We start from the raw sequence: 18981 nt of genomic DNA, 5'->3' as shown, positions 1-18981 counted from the left end.
TTTCGTGACTTTGGTCTTCTTGCAGAAGAAGACGACGCTGAAGGTGGTTCGTGGCAATAGGACGGCTTGGTTTTTGGATAAATTAAACGTCTTCAGCACTGGAATGTTGCAGAGTAAAATAATGCAAATCAGCGAAATAGAGCTAAATCGTGACCTGTTTTCGGTCCGAGCAAAAAAGGTCACGATTAAGACCTGAAATACTTGCTGCCTTTTGCCTCAACAGGAGTGGGGGAATACAAGAAAAAGCCTTGCATATCGCTGATATACAAGGTTTTCTAGGATTTGGTCAGTTCTCTGCTCGTCCTTTCGTCTGACCCGGAGAGCGGAAAACGGGACTCGCACTCGCGCTGCGCGCGAGCGGTTCCGCGAAACTTTGCAGACACCCCCGGCCCCTGGAAGGGGCGTTTTGAGGTCGCAGGTGCCGAGTCCATCGCCCCGGCATGCCCGGCATGCAAAACAAAAGGGAGAATCTTTGAAGATTCTCCCTTCTGCTTTGGAGCGGAAAACGGGACTCGGACCCGCGACCTCAACCTTGGCAAGGTTGCGCTCTACCAACTGAGCTATTTCCGCATCGGTAGCGACGTTTGTCGTTTGCGAGTGCAAAGGTAGGTAAAAAATGCGCACTTCCAAATTTTTGGCCCCATTTTTTTGAATTTTCCGCGTTTTTATTTTCCAAAACCGGAGGCGCTGCGCCGTATCCGGCTGAGCGTCAGTGGGGATGCGAAAATATCCGCTCGTCGGGCTTAGAATTTCCGCCGCGAACCCTTATCTTTGTCTTCATGAAACGGACGATTGAACTCTTTGCCGAGCTCGGGCGGCGCCTGCGCGGCTTCGGCGACGATGAGGCCTCGCGGCTGGTCATCGACTGCGCCTGTGCGGCCAACGGCTGGTTTACGCCCCGCGACATCCGGCGGGCCGTAGGGGCCATCGTGAGCCGGATGCTCGACCCCGGGCTGCTTGCGGGGTGGCTCTCTCGCTACGAGGGAATCCCGGTCTGCAAGCCCCGCCGCGTGCTGGTGGTCATGGCCGGCAACATCCCGCTGGTCGGCTTCTTCGACCTGCTCTGCGTCGTGGCGAGCGGCCACCGCTGTCTGGTCAAGCCGGCGGCCAAGGACCGCGTGCTGATGGAGTATGTCTGCGCGCTGCTGCGGGAGATTGAGCCCGGGATGGCTATCGAGGAGTACGACGGGCGTGGGGAGGTCGACGGCGTCATCGCCACCGGCAGCGACAATGCCAACCGCTACTTCCGCAGCCGCTTCGGCGGCATCCCGGCGCTGCTGCGCGGCAACCGCCACTCGGTGGCCGTCCTCTCGGGCCGCGAGCGCGACGAACAGCTCGCGGCGCTCGCCGACGACATCTGGGCCTATTCGGGCCTCGGCTGCCGCAACGTCTCGCTGCTCTTCGTCCCCGAGGGGTACAGGCCGCATCTGCGGGTGCCCGACGGGATGAATCCCAAATTCGCCAGCAACTACCGCCAGGCGCGGGCGCTGCTGGTGATGGAGCGTCACCCCTTCGTCGATGTCGGCGGAGCACTGCTGGTGCCCCGCCGCGACTTCCCGCGCATGCTCAGCGAGCTGGCCGTGGCCGAATACCGCTCGACGGGGGAGGTGGAGGCGTGGCTCGCCGCGCACGACGGCGAGTTGCAGTGCGTCGTCTCGCAGTGCGTCGACCATTCGCGGCGCGTTGACTTCGGTCAGGCGCAGTTGCCGACGCTCACGGACTATCCCGACGACCGCGATATTCTCCGCTTCCTGACGACGGAGCTCCGATAAATGGTATCTTTGAACGTTATAAATATTTTTTGTGCTATGTCGATGATTTTCCGATTCCGCATGCTGAGTGACGAGAACGACAACTTCGTGCGCGACTACGAGGTGCCCTACGACATGACGCTGCTCGATTTCCACTGCTTCCTGCTCGAGTCGCTCGAGTATGAGGAGTGCATGACTTCGTTCTTCACGGCCGACGAACGGTGGGAGAAGCTCGGTGAGTTCACGCTCATGGACATGGGCGAAGATTCGCCTGGGGCGCCGCGCCCGATGGAGTCCGTGACGCTCGGACAGATTATCCACAACCTGCGCGACAGGCTGATTTACCTCTTCGACATGTTCGGCGACCGTGCCTACTTCCTCGAGCTGACGGGTGCCTACGAGGCGCGTCCGGGCGAGTCCTATCCGCGCGAAATCTATGCGCGCGAGGAGGTGCCCGACCAGTACCGCGCCGGGGTGGTGCAGTCGGGCGAAGGGTCGATTTTCGACGAGGTGATGGACGATTTCCGCGACTTCGAGGGGGATGACAACTACGACGACGAATACTAAACGGCTCGTCGTAGTGGTGGGCCCTACGGGGTCGGGCAAGACCGACCTGGCCATCGCGCTGGCGCAGCACTACGGGGCTCCGATTGTGTCGACCGATTCGCGGCAGTTCTACCGCGGCATGCCGATTGGCACGGCACAGCCCACGGCCCAACAGCTGCGTGCGGCCGAGCACCACTTCATCGCCTCGCATGACATCACGCAGGAGTTGAGCTGCGGCGCCTATGAGGTTGAAGCTCTGGCGCTTCTCGACCGGCTGTTCGAGCAGCATCGGACGGTCATTGCCGTCGGCGGCTCGGGGCTCTACATCAAGGCGCTCTGCGAGGGAATGGACGAACTGCCGCAGGCCGACCCCGAACTGCGGGCGGCGCTCGCCGAGCAGCTGCGCGAAGAGGGAGTGGCGGCGCTCGCCGAGCGGCTGCGCACGCTCGACCCGCTCTACTACGAGCAGGTCGACCGCAGCAACCCCGCGCGGGTGGTGCGGGCGCTGGAGGTCTGCCTGCAGACGGGGCGCCCCTTCTCGGAGCTGCGCCTCGGGCGGCGCCGCGAGCGTCCGTTCGACATCGTGAAAATCGGCATCGAGGTGCCGCGCGAGGAGCTCTACGAGCGCATCAACCGCCGCGTCGACGCCATGATGGCCGAGGGGCTCGAGGCCGAGGCCCGCGCGCTCTATCCCTACCGCCATCTGAATGCCCTGCGGACAGTGGGTTACCGCGAGCTGTTCGACTTCTTCGAGGGGCGGTGCTCCCGCGACGAGGCCGTCGAGGCCATCAAGCGCAACACGCGCCGCTATGCCAAGCGGCAGATGACCTGGTTCCGCCGCGACGGGGAGATTCGCTGGTTCCGCCGCGACGACCTCGAGGCGATGTTCCGCCATGTGGATTTTGGCGAATCGTAAATTATTTCTTATTTTTGCAGCGCCTCCGCATAGGAGGCGGGAGCTCGGATGGTGGAATAGGTAGACACGCCGGACTTAAAATCCTGTGACCAGCAATGGTCGTGCGGGTTCGATTCCCGCTCCGAGTACGCAGGGGCTCCGCTCCGAATGGAACTATCCGACTGACCGTGTGGCGTTTTGCACGGTCAGTCGGTTCTTTTTTGCCCGCCGCGCGACCCGAATGGCCTGAATGTCGGCCCAAAGGGCCCCGGAAGGCGCATTTTGTTTTGAAATCCAAAATAATGCATTATCTTTGCATGCGAATTCCGAACGCCGGGCGCCCGCCCGGGTACAATCATCATTAAGAATTTTACACGTTACCTTATGCAGGATTTGAAAGCGCTGGAAGGGAAAAGCCTTGCCGAACTGCGTGAAATCGCCAAGGCCCTGGGCCTGAAGAATGTCATGGCCAAGAAGAAGCGCGAACTGATAGAGACCATCGCCGGAAACGGTGCCGGGGAGCCCGCGGCGTCCGAAACGCCCGCCGCACAACCCGCGGCTCAGCCTGCGGCCGAGGCGCCCGCCAAACCGCGTCGCGGACGCCGTCCGCGGCTCAAGCCGGCCGAGGAGGCTGCGCAGCAGAGCGTAGAGCCGGCCGCCGGACCCGTTGTCGACGGTTCGCTGGTCGAGGGGGCCGAGGAGCTCTCTGCCGAAACCGGGATGCCGGCCGCCGCGGCCGATGCTCCGACGGACGGCGCCGAGACCCGCGCTGCCGGAGCCGATGCCCCGGCTGCGGCCGAAGGACAGGCCCAGCCCGCACTGGCCGGGAAGCGCCGCGGCCGCAAGCCCAAGAACACAGTGCACCAGCAGCCCTCTGAGGTGCCCGCTGCCGAGCGGGGCGCTGCGGCGCCGCAGCCTCAGGCCGCCACGGTGCAGGATGCCATCCGCTCGCTCGACGAGGAGGTCATCACGAAGGATGACTTCGCCGGGGAGGTCGAGGGCGAGGGCGTGCTCGAAATCATGCCCGACGGCTACGGATTCCTCCGCTCGGCCGACTACAACTACCTCAATTCGCCCGACGATATCTACGTCTCGCCCTCGCAAATCAAGTTCTTCGGTCTGAAGCCGGGCGATACGGTCAACGGCGTCATCCGCCCCCCGAAGGAGGGCGAGAAGTACTTCCCGCTGGTGCGTGTCAACGAAATCAACGGCCTGAAGCCCGAATACATCCGCGACCGGGTGCAGTTCGAGTACATGACGCCGCTCTTCCCCAACGAGAAGTTCTGCCTGACGGGCAACGGCCACAACAACCTCACCACGCGCATCGTAGACCTCTTCTCGCCCATCGGCAAGGGGCAGCGCGCGCTGATTGTCGCCCAGCCCAAGACGGGTAAGACGATGCTCATGCAGTCGATTATCAACGCCATAGCCGACAACCATCCCGACGTCTATCTGATTGTGCTGCTCATCGACGAGCGCCCCGAGGAGGTGACCGAGATGGCGCGCAACGCCAAGGCCGAGGTCGTCGCCTCGACCTTCGACGAGCAGGCCTCGCGCCACGTGAAGGTGGCCGAGATGGTGCTCGAGAAGGCCAAGCGGATGGTCGAGTGCGGCCACGACGTGGTGATTTTCCTCGACTCCATCACCCGTCTGGCGCGTGCCTACAACTCCGTGCAGCCCGCCTCGGGCAAGGTGCTCTCGGGCGGTGTCGACGCCAACGCGCTCCACAAGCCCAAGCGCTTCTTCGGTGCCGCGCGCAATACGGAGGAGAAGGGCTCGCTGACGATTATCGCCACGGCGCTCATCGATACCGGTTCGAAGATGGACGAGGTGATTTTCGAGGAGTTCAAGGGCACGGGCAACATGGAGCTGCAGCTCGACCGCAAGCTGGCCAACAAGCGCGTCTACCCGGCCGTCGACGTGATTGCCTCGGGTACGCGCCGCGAGGATTTGCTGCTGCCGCGTGACGTGATGAACCGCACGTGGGTGCTGCGCAAGTACCTTTCGGACATGACGCCCGTCGAGGCGATGGAGTTCCTCCAGAAGCAGATGAATCTGACGGAGACCAACGAGGAGTTCCTCGCAACGATGAACCACTGATGGAGGTGGGAGTGAAGAAACCTTTGGATAACAAACGATTACGATGAAACGTATTGTTCTTTTGTGCTGCAGCCTCGTGCTGGCCCAGGCCTCGCTGGCGTGGGGGCCCAAGGGGCACGACGTGACGGCCTACATCGCCGAATGCCACCTGACGCCCGAGGCTGCCGAGGCGGTCGACAAGGTGCTGGGCGGCCACTCGCTGGTCTACTACGCCAACTGGCTCGACAACGCCAGCCACCAGTCCGAATATGCCTATACGAAGACGTGGCACTACCGTAACATCGACGCCGGGCAGACGCTCGAGACGATGCCCGTGAATCCCGACGGCGACGTGCTGACGGCCGTCGAGCAGCTCGTCGAGCGGCTCTCGTCGGGGGAGCTCACGCCCGAGGAGGAGGCGCTTGACCTCAAGATGCTGATTCATCTGGTGGGCGACATGCACTGCCCGATGCACCTGGGGCACCTCTCCGACCTGGGGGGCAACCGGGTGCCGGTGACCGTCTTCGGCCGCTCGTCGAACCTCCATGCGGCGTGGGATACGACCCTTCCCGAGTCGGCCCACAAATGGAGCTATACGGAGTGGCAGGAGCAGATTGACCGTCTGGCCGACGACGAAGTGATGCTCGTCGAGTCGGGGCTGCCGCGCGACTGGGCCCTCGAGACGTGGGCGCTTTGCAGCGAAATCTACGGTGCGACACCCGAAGGAAGCTCCATATCATACGATTACGTGGCGCGATATGCCCCGGTGGTGGAGCGCCAGTTCCTGCGCGGCGGATACCGTCTGGCCCGGCTGCTGAACGAGATTTACCGATAGCGGGGGAGGCTGCTCCCCATAAGTGGTGAGTTCACACGAACGAAAATACTCATTTGTGGCGATTGTCCGGCGCGTTGTTTTGCCCGACCTTTGTATCGAGAACAATAAGCAGGAAATTCAGCCATTGCATTGTTTGTATTGTTAATGTTTGTGTGTGGAACCCGTCCTCGACCGAGGACGGGTTTTTTGTTGGCTGGCGGTGGGGGAGGACGGTACGGCAGCAGGCGGAGCGAGCGGCCTTCGGAGCGAGCGGCGGATATGCGGGGAGGACAAGTGGGCCGGTGCCGGCGTGGGTGAGCGGAGAATGCGGCGGTGCGGTAGGAAGCGGAGGCAGAGGCGGGTGTGGAAAGCGGGGTTCCCGGAGCGGAGCGACGAGGGCGGCGGATATTGTTGCTGACTGCGGAGCCGCACGGAGCAAAAAAACGCCTGCCCATCGGTCGGAAGGGCAGGCGGATAAGTGGTCGGCGGGTGGTTAGCGGGACTGTCGGGCCGCAGCCGGAGCCGTCATCGGCTGGAGGGGGCGGCAGGCCGGGGCGGGGAGTTGGCTCTGCTGTGCGGGTTACTGCCGGTCGGTCGGGGCCGGGGTTGCAATTCGGACCGCAGTGTCAGCCGTTTCCGCGGCGTCGGTGCCGGTCGGGGCAGTGTCGGTCGGCTCAGCACTGCCGGCTTCGGCCGGTTCCGCAGTATCGGTGTCGGCCGGGGTGATTTCGACCAGCAGGTACTCGCCTACGGGGTGCAGCCGCTTGCCGGCAAGGAACCGCTGCATGGCGTCGTCCTGCTCCAGTTTGCGCGCCGCGAGCATCAGAATACCCTCGGTCACCTCGCCCGCAAGCACCTCGTCGGTCGTCACCGCCCGGACCGGAGCCCCCAGGTAGGCATCCATCGACTCGGGACGGCGCACCTCCCAGCTGTAATAGGCCGTCGTGCCGTTCGTCCGGGCCAGTTCGACGGCCTGGCGACACATGGTGCCGTAGCCCAGCAGGGTGTTGAGCCGCGGCAGGGCCATGCCGCCGACAAAGAGGGCTGCCAGAAGCCCCGCGGCCAGCGTATTGATGGCGTGCCGGAGCGTCTGCTCCCGCCACAGAAGTGTCAGCGCCGCGATGCCAGCGGCGGTGAGCAGCGCCGTGGCGGCCAGGCACCAGCCGTTGCCCAGGAAGGCGAGGTCGGCGTTCTGCCGCAGCACGACGGCAGCCGGAAGCGCCGCGCACCAGATGAGGGCCGGAAGGGCTACGGTCGCCTTCATCCACCGTGCCGGGGGCATCCGCTGCGCCAGCGATGCGGCCAGGTAGACGAAGAAGGGGAAGGTCGGCGCGAGGTAGACGGCCAGCTTCGAGCTGAAGAGCGACAGCATGACCAGCGTCGAGACGATGACGGTGAGGAAGAGGCGCTCGAGGTCGGTCATCCGCATGCGGCGCACCAGCGCCGTGAGGATGATGCCCGCGATGAGCAGCGACCAGGGGGCCAGCGAGTACCAGTACGACACGAGGTAGTACCAGAAGGGCTCCTTGTGGTGGAAGGCGTCGACGGCGCGGTCGATTGTCTGGTGGAAGAGCAGGTTATTGAGGTACTCCGACCCGCCCTCGAGCCAGACGGCCAGGAACCAGAGGGCGCTGCAGCCGGCGATGATGCCCCACGTGTACCATCCGCAGCAGCGGGCGATGAGCCGCGGCTTGCGCTCGACGAGCAGGAAGAGCGTCGCCGAGAGCAGCGGGACGAGCAGCCCGACCGGCCCCTTGGTGAAGAGCGCCAGCCAGGTGAAGAGCGCGAAGAGCGTGCGGTGGAGCCGCTCGCTGCCCGTGCCGGTGTAGAGTTGCCAGAAGGAGTAGAGCGCCAGCGTGATGAACATGCACATGAGCATGTCCATCCGCACGCAGACCGCCAGCCCGAGGAAGAGCCCGCTGGTCATCAGCATCAGGGCGGCCGTCATGCGGTTGCGCCTTTCGACGACGGTGCGCAGCCAGCGCTCCATGGTGGCGAGGATGACCATCGCCGGCAGCAGCGCCAGCAGCGCGAGGTAGAGCATCTGGTGCTGTCCGAAGAGGAGCCGGCCCAGCATGACGAGCCACAGGTAGAGGGGCGGTTTGTCGGCGTAGGGCTCGCCCTGGAAGGTGAAGGTGAAGAGGTGCCCCTCGCGCAGCGCCTCGTCGGCGATGCTCAGGTAGCGCAGTTCGTTCGAGGGGGTGAAGTCCCGGAGGAGCATCACCGGAAGCAGGGCCAGCAGGCAGCCGGCCAGCAGCAGCGGGAATCTATGCTTCATGGTCGTGTTTGCGTCCGATAAGGAGGTTGCGGGCATAGGCTATGAATCCGACCGACTGACCCAGAATGAGCACCGGGTCGAGGCGAATCAGACCGTAGCAGACAATCATGGCCGAGCCCACGAGGCTCATGGCCCAGAATCCGACCGGCAGGCTCGACTCGCCGTGGCGCGCCGAGTAGAGCCACTGGTAGACGAAGCGCAGCGAGAAAATCGCCTGCCCTACGGAGCCGAAGAGCAGCAGCCAGAGGGGCACCTGGTCGTTCTGGAGGAAGTCCCGCACGAAGGCCTCGGCATGGCCGGCGATGGCCACGAGCGCCGCCACGGGCGTGAGGAGCAGCACAGCCCTCAGCAGCAGCGGAATGCGGCGGTAGAGTCCCTTCAGATTGAGGTTCCAGAGGTAGATGTAGTAGGAAATCAGCTGCCCGAGGATGATGGAGAAGTCGTCGCGCAGCCATCCGTAGAGGAAGAGCAGCCACGACCCGGCCAGCGAACATATCCAGTAGGCCGAGGGCGAGACGATGCGGTGCGCCCGCTCCGAGAGGACCCACTGGATGAGGATGCGCGCCGAGAAGAAGAGCTGCGCCAGAAAGCCGATGGCGTAAATCCACCCCATGGCCTACAGGTTGGTGGGTCCGACCCGGTAGTTGATGGCCCGCTTGCGCATCCAGCGGTAGGCGAAGCAGTCCATCAGTGGGGAGATGAGCCGGTTCCAGAGGTGGAACTTCGAGGCGCCGGCCGTGCGCGGGTAGTGCGGCACGGGGGTTTCGGCATAGGAGGCACCCTCCTGCAGCAGAATGAGCGCCGGCAGGAAGCGGTGCATCCCCTTGAAGAGGGGCAGGCGTTTGGCCGCCGGCGTCTGCATCACCTTGAGCGGGCAGCCCGTGTCGGTGGCGCCGTCGTGGGTCATCATCCGGCGGAACGAGTTGGCGAACTTCGACTGGAAGCGCTTGAAGAGCGAGTCCTTGCGTCCGGCGCGGATGCCCGTGGCGAGCTGATGCTCGACGGCCAGCGGCAGCAGCCGCTCGAAATCCTCGGGATGGGTCTGCAGGTCGGCGTCGATGTAGCCCACCAGCGGCGACTCGGCGTGGTCGATTCCGGCCTTGAGTGCGGCGCTCAGCCCGGCGTTGCGCATGAAGGAGAGGTAGTAGAAGTGGGGGTTGCGGGCGCAGATGCGCTGCAGCAGCTCGAGGCTTCCGTCCGTCGAGCCGTCGTTGATGAAGAGCACGCAGCTGCGTCGCGATGCCGCGGGGAGGTAGTGTGCGAAGGCCTCCTCGAGCCGGTCGATGTTGTCCCGCTCGTTGTAGACGGGGACAATAATCGTAAATTCGTATTCCGATGTATGGTTCATGTCCGTATTCAGTTCTTCAAGGGGTTCTTGTCGGAGAGGTACCACGCGGCGAAGCGGCCGATGCCCTCGGCGAGCGTCACGCGGGGCTGGAAGTGAATCCGCTCCTGCAGATGGGTCGTGTCGGCCCACGTGCAGGGGACGTCGCCCGGCTGCATGGGCTGCAGGTCGAGCTGCGCCGTGCGGCCGAGCGCCCGCTCGAGCGTATGGATGAACTCCATGAGCTCCATCGGGCTGCCGTGGCCGATGTTGAAGAGCTCGGTGGGGATGGCGCCCGAGGGCACCTGGTCGAGCAGCCGCACCACCCCCTCGACGATGTCGTCGATGTAGGTGAAGTCGCGCCGCATGTCGCCGTGGTTGAAGACCCGAATCGGCTTCCCCGCGAGGATGCTCCGCGTGAAGAGCATCGGGGCCATGTCGGGGCGTCCCCACGGGCCGTAGACCGTGAAGAAGCGGAGCCCCGTGAGCGGCAGCGCGTAGAGCCGCGCGTAGACCTCGGCGATGAGTTCGTCGCTGCGCTTGGTGGCGGCGTAGAGCGATACGGGGTGGTTCACGGGGTCGTTCTCGGCGAAGGGGACCTTCGTGTTGCCTCCGTAGACGGAGCTCGACGAGGCGTAGAGGACGTGGCCGACGCCCTGCTTGCGGCAGCACTCGAGCAGGTTGACGAATCCGAGCACGTTGCTGCTGGCGTAGGCAATGGGGTTCTCGAGCGAGTAGCGGACGCCGGCCTGCGCCGCCAGATGGATGACCCGGTCGAAGCGTTCGGCGGCGAAGAGCCCCTCGAGTACCGCGACATCCTCGATGTGCATCTGTGCGAAGCGCATCGGGGCGGTACGCGACGACCGGAGCTGCGGGGTGTCGTCCGTCGGGGCGTCGATGCCCAGTTCGGCCAGCCGGGCCAGCTTCAGGCGGACGTCGTAGTAGTCGTTGAGCGAGTCGATGCCCGTGATTTGGTGACCTTCGTCGAGCAGCCGGCGGCAGAGGTGGTAGCCGATGAATCCGGCGGCTCCCGTAATCAGTATCTTCATCTCGTGCGATAAGGTTATGTCGTGGAACATCCGGCAGACCGGCGTTGCTTTCCTGCTTTTCCGCGGCTCGCGCACCCGTTTGCGGGCTTCGCCCGGTTGTTCGCCGTAGCCCGGTTTTGCCCCGGCTGCTGCGGCTTTCCGCTGCTTCCCCGCAGCTTTTGCGGCCTTCCCGCGTTCTTCACCCGGTCGCTCCGCGGGCCCCTTTCGGTTGCCCGGTCTTCTCGCAATCTTCTTCCGGTTGCCTGCGGTGCTTGGCGCTCTCCATTCCCCGGCGGCCGCATCACGGCGCGGCACCTCCATCCACGGCGGACGTGTCACAACACTCCGCAGCCGATGTCGTTTCGGACCATCGGTGCGGCGTATGGAAAGAGGCCTCGGTCAGACATCGTTCGGATGGCTGCTTCCTCTCTGGCTATGCGGTTGTTGCGGAAGGCTCGGACTTGGGGGCGAGTCTTGGGCAGGACGCTTGGTCGGGGGTAGCGCGTCGCTGTTTGCACAGTCTGCTTTTCATCGGCAAAATTCATCATTTGCCGGCGAAGTTCTTATTCCCGAAGGTTTGACGAAGTGTTCGATTTGTCCTTATTTGACCCCTTTGGGGTGCAATTCCCCTCCGGCGGGTGAAAATATTCCTCGGGTGTGCCCGTGCCGGGAGTCGGCGGATGCTCCCGTACGGGGAGGATGAGGGCGGGTGCGGTGAAGCGGGGCGTCTTTTAATACTAAGTGTCGCGGGGCAGCCCCGATACGACCGTCGGGCGTGCGGCAAATCCGTGCCGACACCGGTCGGAGTGCCGGGTGCGGATGGTGAAGATGCCGCATCGGAGACGAAAATGCATTGCCGCAACCATATTTTTTCCTATCTTTACGCCATTGGATGCACCGTGAACCCTTCGAACGCTCCCGTGCCCGGTTCCATTGCACCCTCCCTTCCCCCTTCCCCTTGACGCCTCATGAAACGGTCTGTCGTCACATATGTGCACCATGCAGTGGTCCTGTCGCTGCTACTCTGCTCGCTTGCGGCCTGCTCGCATGCGAAGCCCGGCACGACCGATGAGGTCGATGCCGCCACGAAGCTGGCCCGCGAAACGCTGGCCCGCACGCTGCAGCGCTACAGCTTCGCCGGACAGCACGACTCGGTGATTCTCGTCGCCCGCCCGGCCTACGGTGACGCCGCCCGGCGGCACGATACGCTGATGATGGTCTACACGGGGCTCAACATGGCGCAGTCGTACCTCTTCATGGGCGACATGGACTCGGTGCGCCGCTACGTCGACCTCATCGAGCCGCTGAAGGATTTCCCCCTCTCGTCGGGGCTGCACATCATGCGCAGCAACGTGCTCGGCAGCTACCTCCTCCGTTCGAGCCTCGACTACTCGAAGGCGCTCAACAACTACATCGAGGGGCTGGAGTGGGCCGACGGCCGCGAGAATACAAGCGACCGCATCGCGCTGCTTTCGAACATCGTCAACATCTTCTACGTGCAGAACAGCGACAAGGGCTATGAGTATGCCCGCGAGGCCTACTCCCTGGCCACCACGCAGGAGGGGGTCAGCCTCTATGCCAAGTGCGCGGCCTGCATCGTCATGGCGCAGATGTACTACGTGAAGCACGATTACGACGCCGCGGAGCGTTACCTGACCCAAGCCGACCGCTATGCGCAGCAGGGCGGGGCCCATTCGCAGATGCCGTTCATCTATGCCATGTTCGCTTGGATAAGCCAGTCGCGCGGCGACGGGGCCGACGCCTCGAAGTTCTACGACCGGGCCCTCGACTTCATCCGCTACACCGACCCCGGCACCGCCTCGCAGGTCTACCTCACCTACGGCGACTACCTGCTCGGACGCGGCGAGCGCACGGCGGCGGCCGGCATGTACCGGCGGGGGCTCGAGATTTCGGATTCGACCGGCAACATGGAGTACCGCAAGAGCCTGCTCGGCCAGATGGCCGACCTCTCCTACGAGATGGGGAACTACATGGATGCCGCCCGCTATTCGCGCATGTACAAGACATACTCCGACACCACGTCGAATCTGCGCGAGCGGGAGTTCCGCGAGCTCATCGAGCAGCGCGAGGCCTCGGAGGTCGAGCGCATGATGCTGGCCCGCGAGCTGGAGCAGCGCAAGAACCGGCAGCGTCTGTTGCTGCTGCTCTCGCTCTCCATCGGCGTGACGGGCTTCTCGTTCCTGCTCGGGCTGCTCTACTACCGCCAGCGCAAGATGTACGGCAAGCTGGTCAAGAAGCACCAGGAGTACCTCTCGCTGCTGGAGCTCAAGTCGAACTGCAACACCAGCGCCGGCGGCGACGAACACAGCGATACGGACCGCGAGCTCTTCGGCAAGATTGAACACCTCATGCGCGTCGACCGGATTTACCGCATGAAGAACCTCACGCTGGAGGTGCTGGCCGACATGACCGAATCCAACCGGACCTACTGCTCGCGTGCCATCAACACCTTTGCCGGCATGTCGTTCAACCGCTACCTCGACACCTTCCGCATCGCCGAGGCGACGCGCCTCATCGCCGACCGGGGCAGCGACATGCTCTTCAAACAGCTGGCCGACGACATCGGCTACAACTCGGTCACGGTCTTCTCGAAGGCCTTCCAGCGGGAGACCGGATGCACTCCAAGCATCTACCGCAAGGAGGTCAGAGGCTACAAATCGGACAAATAATCCGATAATTTGTAAAATTGTAGAACTATCTACAGTTAAATTTTCATTCTTGGACCCTTCTCTCTACTTTTGAGGAAGAGGTTTTCCCCACTCGGCGGGCGCCTCTTCCCCGAATCCTTTTATTAATCCTTAACGAACGGTCACTACTATGAAACATGCATTATTTGCAGTTCGGATGTTGGTATTCTGGACTGTCGCGGTAGTCCTGTTTGCCGGGTGTTCCGATGATGAAAACACCGACAAGGTCACACCGAAACCTACACTGGAAGAGATAATCCTCGACAAGGAGGCTGTAACGCTCGATGTCGGCGACCGGTATACGTTCGAAGTCACGCTGCTTCCCGAGGGTATTGAAGACGTCGTGCTGACCTGGAGCTCGAGCGACCCCGAGACGGTCTCGGTCGAGGAGGGCACCATCACGGCGCTGGCTTACGGCGAGGCTGTCGTCACGGTCAGCTCGGGCAATGTCTCGGCAAGCTGCCGGGTAACGGTCGATGACGGCATCGTCGATGTCGAGTCGGTCACGCTCAATACCCACAACCTCGATTTGAAAGTGGGCGAGACCTACAAGCTGGAGGCCATCGTCGAGCCTGAGGATGCCGTATACGAACTGACGTGGAAGTCCTCCGACGACAAGGTCGTCAAGGTCAGCGACACGGGTTCAATCGAGGCGCTGGCCGCCGGTGAGGCGACCGTGACTGTCACGGCGGGCGAATACTCCGACGAGTGCGTCGTCGTGGTGACCGAAGTGGCCGTCGAGAGCATCACGCTCAACCAGACGGAGCTCGAACTCGAGGAGGGCGGCTACTCGGTGCTCATCGCAACGGTCAAGCCCGACGATGCCACCAACAAGGGTGTCACCTGGACGAGCCTCGACGAGACGGTGGCTACGGTCGACCAGACCGGTATGGTGAAGGCCCTCAAGGCGGGCAATACCACCGTCCGCGCAACGGCCGGTGACTGCACGGCCGAGTGCAAGGTCGTCGTGACGGCTCCCGAGACGCCCCCTTCGACCTCGTCGGTCAACGTGGGTGACTACTTCTACTCCGATGGCACCTGGTCGACGGAGCTCCAGGAGGACAAAACCGTTGTCGGCATCGTATTCCATGCCGGCGATGCAACGGCCACCGACGCGGCTCTGGCCCGCGACCACGGTGACTGCACGCACGGCCTGGCCGTCTCGCTGAGTGAGGTGACCATCACTTGGCAGTCGCAGGCCGCCCAGTACGGCAAGACCGTCTCGTCGTGGATTGAGGCCAACGCACCCGACTACGAGCCCATTCTCACCAGCGGCACCGCAGCCAATGCCGGCAACCTGATGGGATACAATAACACGATGGCCCTCAAGGCCTTCAACGCAGCGGCCGAGAACAGCGCATGGCCCGTAGAGTCGGTCGACGGACTGGAGACCTTCAGCGCCTCGAATGCCGCACCCTCCTCCACCAGCGGATGGTACATCCCGTCGGTACGCGAAATGTCGCTGCTCATCTCGGGCAAGGTCGACGGTAACTTCGAGGAGGCCTCCTCGGACGACAACCGCAGGGCGGTGAACACGGTGCTGGAGACCGTCGGCGGCACGCTGATTCAGGGCATCTTCTCCATCATCCCGGGCGTCTACCAGACTTCGTCCGAGGTCGATGCCGACAACTTCTACCAGGTGCTGACCTCCACGGCACAGGCTTCGGCCAGCCCGAAGACCGAGGCGCTCAAGCTGCGTCCCATCCTTGCCTTCTGATTTGAACGATTCATACAGTTGCGAACCCCAAAAAACCAAAAGTACCATGAAAAGATTTACTGCTTTGTTCCTTGCCGCTTTGAGCGGTTTGGTGATGTGCGGATGCCAGGAGTCCGACTCGGACTCCTCGCTCCAGTCCGTAACCCTCAATACGCATGAACTCAACCTTTCGGTCGGTAAAGAGCAGACCCTGACGGCTGTCGTCTCTCCCGGAACGAGTGAAGGGCTGATGTTCGAGTGGGCATCCGCCAATCCCGAAATCGCAAGTGTGAGCGAAAACGGTGTCGTTCTCGCGGTAGCTCCCGGTCAGACCGTCGTGTCGGTGTCGTGCCAGGGCAAGAGGGACGAATGTCGGGTGACGGTGACGGAGGCCGTCGACAAGGTGACCGTGACCCCGTCGACGGGTGAGGTGCTCATCGGCCAGACGCTCAGCCTCGAGGCCGAGGTGACGCCCGCCGAAATCGACGCTCCGGTGACGTGGCTGTCGACCAACGAGGACATCGCCACGGTGAGCGATGACGGCGTGGTAACGGGCGTCGCAACGGGTACGGTGATTGTCATGGCCGAGGCCGGTGGTGTTACGGGTACTGCCATGATTTCGGTCGTAGGTACGCCCGTCGAGTCGGTGACACTCAACGAGACCAGCATCGAGATTGACGAGGGCGAGACGCATACGCTGTCGGCTACGGTACTGCCGGCATCGGCCGACAACAAGAGCATCACCTGGTCGTCGTCCGACGAGCGGATTGCCACCGTCAGCGGCACGGGTGCCGTCTACGGCAAGCGTCCGGGTGAGGCGGTCATCACCGCACGTGCCGGCAACTGCACGGCCGAGTGCCGTGTGACGGTCCAGGCGCTGCCGCTGGCCGTGGGTCACTTCTACTATTCGGACGGCTCATGGTCGGCAACCTACGACTCGGGCAAGACGGCAATCGGCGTCGTATTCTATGTGGGCGACGTGACCCAAAGCGACCCGGCCCTGGCCCGCGAACACCCCGACTGCACGCACGGACTGGTCGTCGCACTTCAGGAGTCGACCGAGGAGCTCGCATGGCAGAGCCAGTCGGAGGCCTACGGCAAGACGATTGGCGAATGGGTCGATGCCAATGTGACCGACTACGAAACGCCCATAACGGACTTCGGCCTGGAGGATAACCTCAATATCCCGATGGGTTACAACAACACCAAGGCCATCGAGGCCTTCAACGCTGCGGCCGAGAACAGTGAATGGCCCGTCGGTGTAGTCGAGTTTGTGGACAACTACCGCGAGACGGTCGCCGCTCCCGAGGCATCGAGCGACTGGTACCTCGGCTCGGCCAAGGAGATGTCGCTGCTCGCTACGGGCGAATACAACGGCAACATCTGGGATATCCGTGATTCGGGTGCTTCGGTCCGGAACCTCAAGACGGTGAACGAGAGCATCGCGCTGATTCCGGGTGCCCAGACCATCGGCACGGCCATTCCGGTAGGCTTCATGCTCTACTGGACCAGCACCGAGGTCATTGCTGCGGATGACTTCCCTTCGATGGCCATCTCGATGACCACCACCAACGGGCAGATGCCCCGTTGCTACAAGTACGAGTCGTATCCCATCTATCGTACGCGTGCCATCCTGGCATTCTAATTCCAAATGAGAAGCGGCAGAGCAGATTCTGTCGTTGAGAGGGGTCGGACCAAATGAGGGGGAGGTCCGACCCCCTTTTTTGTCTGTTCGCGCGGGGTGGCTCCTTCTGCCGAAGCCGGCTTCGGTGTCAGAGGTCGCCCAACAGCTGGAACTTGATTCCGAAGGAGAAGTAGACGATGTCGGAGAGATGCAGCGTCCGGTTGCCGCATTTCGCGATGATATCCAGGTCGTTGGCCGAGAGCTCGTAGTAGAGCGTGATGTTGCGCAGCAGGGAGTCCCCCTTCAGGTACCAGGTGACGCGCTGCCCGGCGTAGAGATGCAGCCGCAGCCGCGAGGTGAAGCTGTAGTACTGGTCGCCCGGATAGCGGTCCGGTTCGTGAATCCAGAACTTTTCGCCCGAGATGAGCGTCATGTAGAGTCCGCAGGTGAAGGGTTCGATGGCGAGCCGTTCGCAGCAGCGGATGCTCCACGGGATGTAGTTCTGACGGAGTGTAAAGGTGGTGTGCGTCTTGTCGGCATAGGCTCCCGGCAGCAGGCCAATCATCAGGTCGGTCTCCCAGCGGCATTTGCGGCCGTAGTCCCAGCCGTAGCCTGCGGAGACGACCCCCATGCCGCCGGCATACTGGACCTTGACGTGGGTCGGCAGCAGCCGCTTCCAGGAGCGGTAGCCACGATGCTCCCTGAAGTCGAGCCGGAGCGGAGTGCGTCCCTCCGGCGACGGCTCCGCTTGCGCCTGTGTCTGCGCCTGCATCTGCGCCGATACGGCCGAGACCCACAGCATCCCGGCAAGCAGCAGAAGAAGCCTCCTAAAACTCGACGCGCGTGCACTCATATCCCTCGCTGTTTACCATAAAGAGCAGGTAGCTCCGTTTGTGTATGTTGTCGCATTCGTAGTAGAGCACCCCGTCGTCGAAGAGCTCCGTGACGTTGTAGCTGTGTCCATGGCCGTTGATGCAGCAGAGCAGTCGGGGAAACTCCCTGATGACGAACTGGAAGACCCGGGCCACGTTGTTGTCGAACTGCTCCGTATAGGGGCGCGCATGCATGGTGACGATGGTCCGCGTGGCTTCGGCCGGAAAATCCGCCAGCTCCGATTCGAGAAATTCGAAGTTGGGGACCGGTTCCCTCAGGTCGAACTCCAGAGCGTTGGTATTGAGACAGATGAATCGTACGTCACCGGCCGTGAAGGCAAAGTTGAAGGCTCCGAAGACCTTTTGGAAAATCTCTTCGCCCGTGGCCAGACAGTCGTGGTTGCCGAGCAGAACGACATACGGCACCCGGAGGCGGTTGAGTATGTCGCGCTGACGTTCGAACTCGACCTTCATCCCGAAATCCGACATGTCTCCCGCGTGGAGCACGAAGTCGATGTCGTCGCGGTTGTTGAGCGCCTGCACGGCGTCTTCCGTCTCGTCGTACCAGCGCTGCGTGTCGGAGATGACGGCGAAGCGGATGGCATCCCGGCCGGCCGTTGCGGCCTCGATGCGGGCGATGTTTTTCGCGTTGATGCCGCATTCGCCCTCGACGCGGGTGTCGTAGGGGTGGTAGTTAACCTGGCACGATGCCGCCGTGAGGGCAAGGCATGCGAGGAGAAGGCGGGAGAGGGTAAGACATGCGGAGGCTCCTTTGCGGGTCCACCCCTTGGGTGCCGGGTGGCTGCGCCGGCGGATGGGGCATCCCGCGGCAGCCGACGGCGCGCACGGCGAGGCGGAGCCGCCGGGCGAGCGACGTTCGGAGTCCGTTCCGCAGAGAGGAGTGGGTGTCATGGGCCTTTTCATTGGGTGTTCGTTCCAGAATCCGCCGGAAGGGGACGGTAATCGGGCAGTCGCACCGTTCCGCACCGTTGCATCGCTTCCTTCGCGCCGTTTAGCGTCGTTTTCTTCGCGCCGTTTTGCGTCGTTTTCTTCGCGCCGTTTTGCGTCGTTTTCTCCGCGCCGTTTCGCGTCGTTCCCGAACCGTCCCGTTCCATCCGGATTCCATGGACAAAATTCATCATTTGTCGGGAAATCCTGTTTCCGGGATTTCGTGCAATGTGTTCGTATTTTCTCCATTTTGTCCTCATGTAGCGGGGAAAAGAGGCGCCTGATTAAGCTCTTCTGTTCTAATGGTCGGTATCTTTATTCCGGGAGGACGAAACGGGGCAGCGCAGGTAGGGCGGGTTGAGTGGGGCGGATTGTGTTGGTCGGGAGGCTCTGGCTGGAGCGGGAGCGTATCGGGCCG

General features: G+C 62.9%; 16 protein-coding genes and 2 tRNA genes. 10 read left to right on the top strand and 8 right to left on the bottom strand.

The annotated features are described in order from the left end of the window. Positions 1–196 (top strand): hypothetical protein (locus tag B5F90_RS11055; protein ID WP_204229518.1); only part of this gene is annotated, 196 nt, incomplete at its 5' end. Positions 197–494: 298 nt separating this feature from the next. Here B5F90_RS11055 and B5F90_RS02020 read toward each other — a convergent pair. Then, a tRNA-Gly gene (locus B5F90_RS02020) sits at positions 495–570 on the bottom strand. Positions 571–779: 209 nt separating this feature from the next. Here B5F90_RS02020 and B5F90_RS02015 point away from each other — a divergent pair. The 6 genes from B5F90_RS02015 to B5F90_RS01990 all read left to right on the top strand — a co-directional run bounded on the left by B5F90_RS02015 (position 780) and on the right by B5F90_RS01990 (position 6106). Further along, positions 780–1772: an acyl-CoA reductase gene (locus B5F90_RS02015; protein ID WP_087360625.1), complete on the top strand. Its 993-nt coding sequence runs from the start codon at positions 780–782 to the stop codon at positions 1770–1772. Between the two features lie 36 nt (positions 1773–1808). Continuing rightward, positions 1809–2318: a hypothetical protein gene (locus B5F90_RS02010; protein ID WP_087360623.1), complete on the top strand. Its 510-nt coding sequence runs from the start codon at positions 1809–1811 to the stop codon at positions 2316–2318. Then, positions 2293–3213 carry a tRNA (adenosine(37)-N6)-dimethylallyltransferase MiaA gene (miaA, locus tag B5F90_RS02005; protein WP_087360621.1) on the top strand — a complete coding sequence of 307 codons (921 nt, stop codon included), beginning with the start codon at positions 2293–2295 and terminating at the stop codon, positions 3211–3213. Before B5F90_RS02010 ends, miaA begins: the two co-directional genes overlap by 26 nt. Positions 3214–3255: 42 nt before the next feature. Beyond that, positions 3256–3341 (top strand) — tRNA-Leu (locus B5F90_RS02000). Positions 3342–3576: 235 nt separating this feature from the next. Further along, positions 3577–5292 carry a transcription termination factor Rho gene (gene rho / locus B5F90_RS01995; RefSeq protein WP_087360618.1) on the top strand — a complete coding sequence of 572 codons (1716 nt, stop codon included), beginning with the start codon at positions 3577–3579 and terminating at the stop codon, positions 5290–5292. A 43-nt stretch (positions 5293–5335) separates the two neighbouring features. Continuing rightward, the gene (locus B5F90_RS01990) at positions 5336–6106 is read left to right on the top strand and encodes a S1/P1 nuclease (RefSeq protein ID WP_087360615.1); all 771 of its coding nucleotides are present in this window, start codon (positions 5336–5338) and stop codon (positions 6104–6106) included. A 559-nt stretch (positions 6107–6665) separates the two neighbouring features. Here B5F90_RS01990 and B5F90_RS01985 read toward each other — a convergent pair. The 4 genes from B5F90_RS01985 to B5F90_RS01970 are packed head-to-tail and all read right to left on the bottom strand — an operon-like array spanning position 6666 to position 10736. Next, entirely contained in the window at positions 6666–8363 is a 1698-nt protein-coding gene (locus tag B5F90_RS01985) for a glycosyltransferase family 39 protein (RefSeq protein WP_158699646.1), read from the bottom strand. Beyond that, entirely contained in the window at positions 8353–8976 is a 624-nt protein-coding gene (locus tag B5F90_RS01980; RefSeq protein ID WP_087360681.1) for a lipid-A-disaccharide synthase N-terminal domain-containing protein, read from the bottom strand. Before B5F90_RS01980 ends, B5F90_RS01985 begins: the two co-directional genes overlap by 11 nt. A 3-nt stretch (positions 8977–8979) precedes the next feature. Further along, the gene (locus tag B5F90_RS01975) at positions 8980–9711 is read right to left on the bottom strand and encodes a glycosyltransferase family 2 protein (RefSeq protein WP_087360609.1); all 732 of its coding nucleotides are present in this window, start codon (positions 9709–9711) and stop codon (positions 8980–8982) included. An 8-nt stretch (positions 9712–9719) separates the two neighbouring features. Further along, entirely contained in the window at positions 9720–10736 is a 1017-nt protein-coding gene (locus B5F90_RS01970) for an NAD-dependent epimerase/dehydratase family protein (RefSeq protein WP_087360606.1), read from the bottom strand. Positions 10737–11707: 971 nt separating this feature from the next. Between B5F90_RS01970 and B5F90_RS01965 the strand changes: the two genes are divergently transcribed. The 3 genes from B5F90_RS01965 (at position 11708) to B5F90_RS01955 (ending at position 16764) form a co-directional block, all read left to right on the top strand. Next, positions 11708–13405 carry a helix-turn-helix transcriptional regulator gene (locus tag B5F90_RS01965; protein ID WP_162607737.1) on the top strand — a complete coding sequence of 566 codons (1698 nt, stop codon included), beginning with the start codon at positions 11708–11710 and terminating at the stop codon, positions 13403–13405. Between the two features lie 148 nt (positions 13406–13553). Next, positions 13554–15140 (top strand): Ig-like domain-containing protein, encoded by a 1587-nt coding sequence (locus B5F90_RS01960; RefSeq protein WP_087360600.1) that lies wholly within the window; start codon positions 13554–13556, stop codon positions 15138–15140. 46 nt (positions 15141–15186) lie between these two features. Then, a complete protein-coding gene (locus B5F90_RS01955; RefSeq protein ID WP_087360597.1) occupies positions 15187–16764 on the top strand; it encodes an Ig-like domain-containing protein in 1578 nt (525 codons plus the stop codon). A gap of 127 nt (positions 16765–16891) precedes the next feature. Here B5F90_RS01955 and B5F90_RS01950 read toward each other — a convergent pair whose 3' ends face one another. Genes B5F90_RS01950 through B5F90_RS10765 form a run of 3 tightly spaced genes read right to left on the bottom strand, consistent with a single transcriptional unit; the run spans position 16892 to position 18757 of the window. Beyond that, positions 16892–17596: a hypothetical protein gene (locus tag B5F90_RS01950; RefSeq protein ID WP_087360594.1), complete on the bottom strand. Its 705-nt coding sequence runs from the start codon at positions 17594–17596 to the stop codon at positions 16892–16894. Next, the gene (locus B5F90_RS01945; protein WP_087360591.1) at positions 17571–18527 is read right to left on the bottom strand and encodes a metallophosphoesterase; all 957 of its coding nucleotides are present in this window, start codon (positions 18525–18527) and stop codon (positions 17571–17573) included. Before B5F90_RS01945 ends, B5F90_RS01950 begins: the two co-directional genes overlap by 26 nt. Positions 18528–18535: 8 nt before the next feature. Next, positions 18536–18757, bottom strand: coding sequence for a hypothetical protein (locus B5F90_RS10765; RefSeq protein ID WP_143256076.1), 222 nt, complete (start codon positions 18755–18757; stop codon positions 18536–18538). Between the last annotated feature and the right edge of the window lie 224 nt (positions 18758–18981).

Source organism: Alistipes sp. An31A, assembly GCF_002159425.1.
Lineage (GTDB): Bacteria > Bacteroidota > Bacteroidia > Bacteroidales > Rikenellaceae > Alistipes > Alistipes excrementigallinarum.
This window is presented reverse-complemented; position numbering and strand designations above follow the sequence as displayed.

Bases quoted from the DNA above. Each gene is read 5' to 3' on its own strand.
- B5F90_RS01950 (WP_087360594.1), bottom strand. From the start codon at position 17,596: ATGAGTGCACGCGCGTCGAGTTTTAGGAGGCTTCTTCTGCTGCTTGCC.
- B5F90_RS01945 (WP_087360591.1), bottom strand. From the start codon at position 18,527: ATGACACCCACTCCTCTCTGCGGAACGGACTCCGAACGTCGCTCGCCC.
- miaA (WP_087360621.1), top strand. From the start codon at position 2,293: ATGACAACTACGACGACGAATACTAAACGGCTCGTCGTAGTGGTGGGC.
- B5F90_RS01990 (WP_087360615.1), top strand. From the start codon at position 5,336: ATGAAACGTATTGTTCTTTTGTGCTGCAGCCTCGTGCTGGCCCAGGCC.
- B5F90_RS01980 (WP_087360681.1), bottom strand. From the start codon at position 8,976: ATGGGGTGGATTTACGCCATCGGCTTTCTGGCGCAGCTCTTCTTCTCG.
- B5F90_RS10765 (WP_143256076.1), bottom strand. From the start codon at position 18,757: ATGATGAATTTTGTCCATGGAATCCGGATGGAACGGGACGGTTCGGGA.
- B5F90_RS01960 (WP_087360600.1), top strand. From the start codon at position 13,554: ATGAAACATGCATTATTTGCAGTTCGGATGTTGGTATTCTGGACTGTC.
- B5F90_RS01975 (WP_087360609.1), bottom strand. From the start codon at position 9,711: ATGAACCATACATCGGAATACGAATTTACGATTATTGTCCCCGTCTAC.
- B5F90_RS01985 (WP_158699646.1), bottom strand. From the start codon at position 8,363: ATGAAGCATAGATTCCCGCTGCTGCTGGCCGGCTGCCTGCTGGCCCTG.
- B5F90_RS02010 (WP_087360623.1), top strand. From the start codon at position 1,809: ATGTCGATGATTTTCCGATTCCGCATGCTGAGTGACGAGAACGACAAC.
- B5F90_RS01970 (WP_087360606.1), bottom strand. From the start codon at position 10,736: ATGAAGATACTGATTACGGGAGCCGCCGGATTCATCGGCTACCACCTC.
- B5F90_RS01955 (WP_087360597.1), top strand. From the start codon at position 15,187: ATGAAAAGATTTACTGCTTTGTTCCTTGCCGCTTTGAGCGGTTTGGTG.
- rho (WP_087360618.1), top strand. From the start codon at position 3,577: ATGCAGGATTTGAAAGCGCTGGAAGGGAAAAGCCTTGCCGAACTGCGT.
- B5F90_RS02015 (WP_087360625.1), top strand. From the start codon at position 780: ATGAAACGGACGATTGAACTCTTTGCCGAGCTCGGGCGGCGCCTGCGC.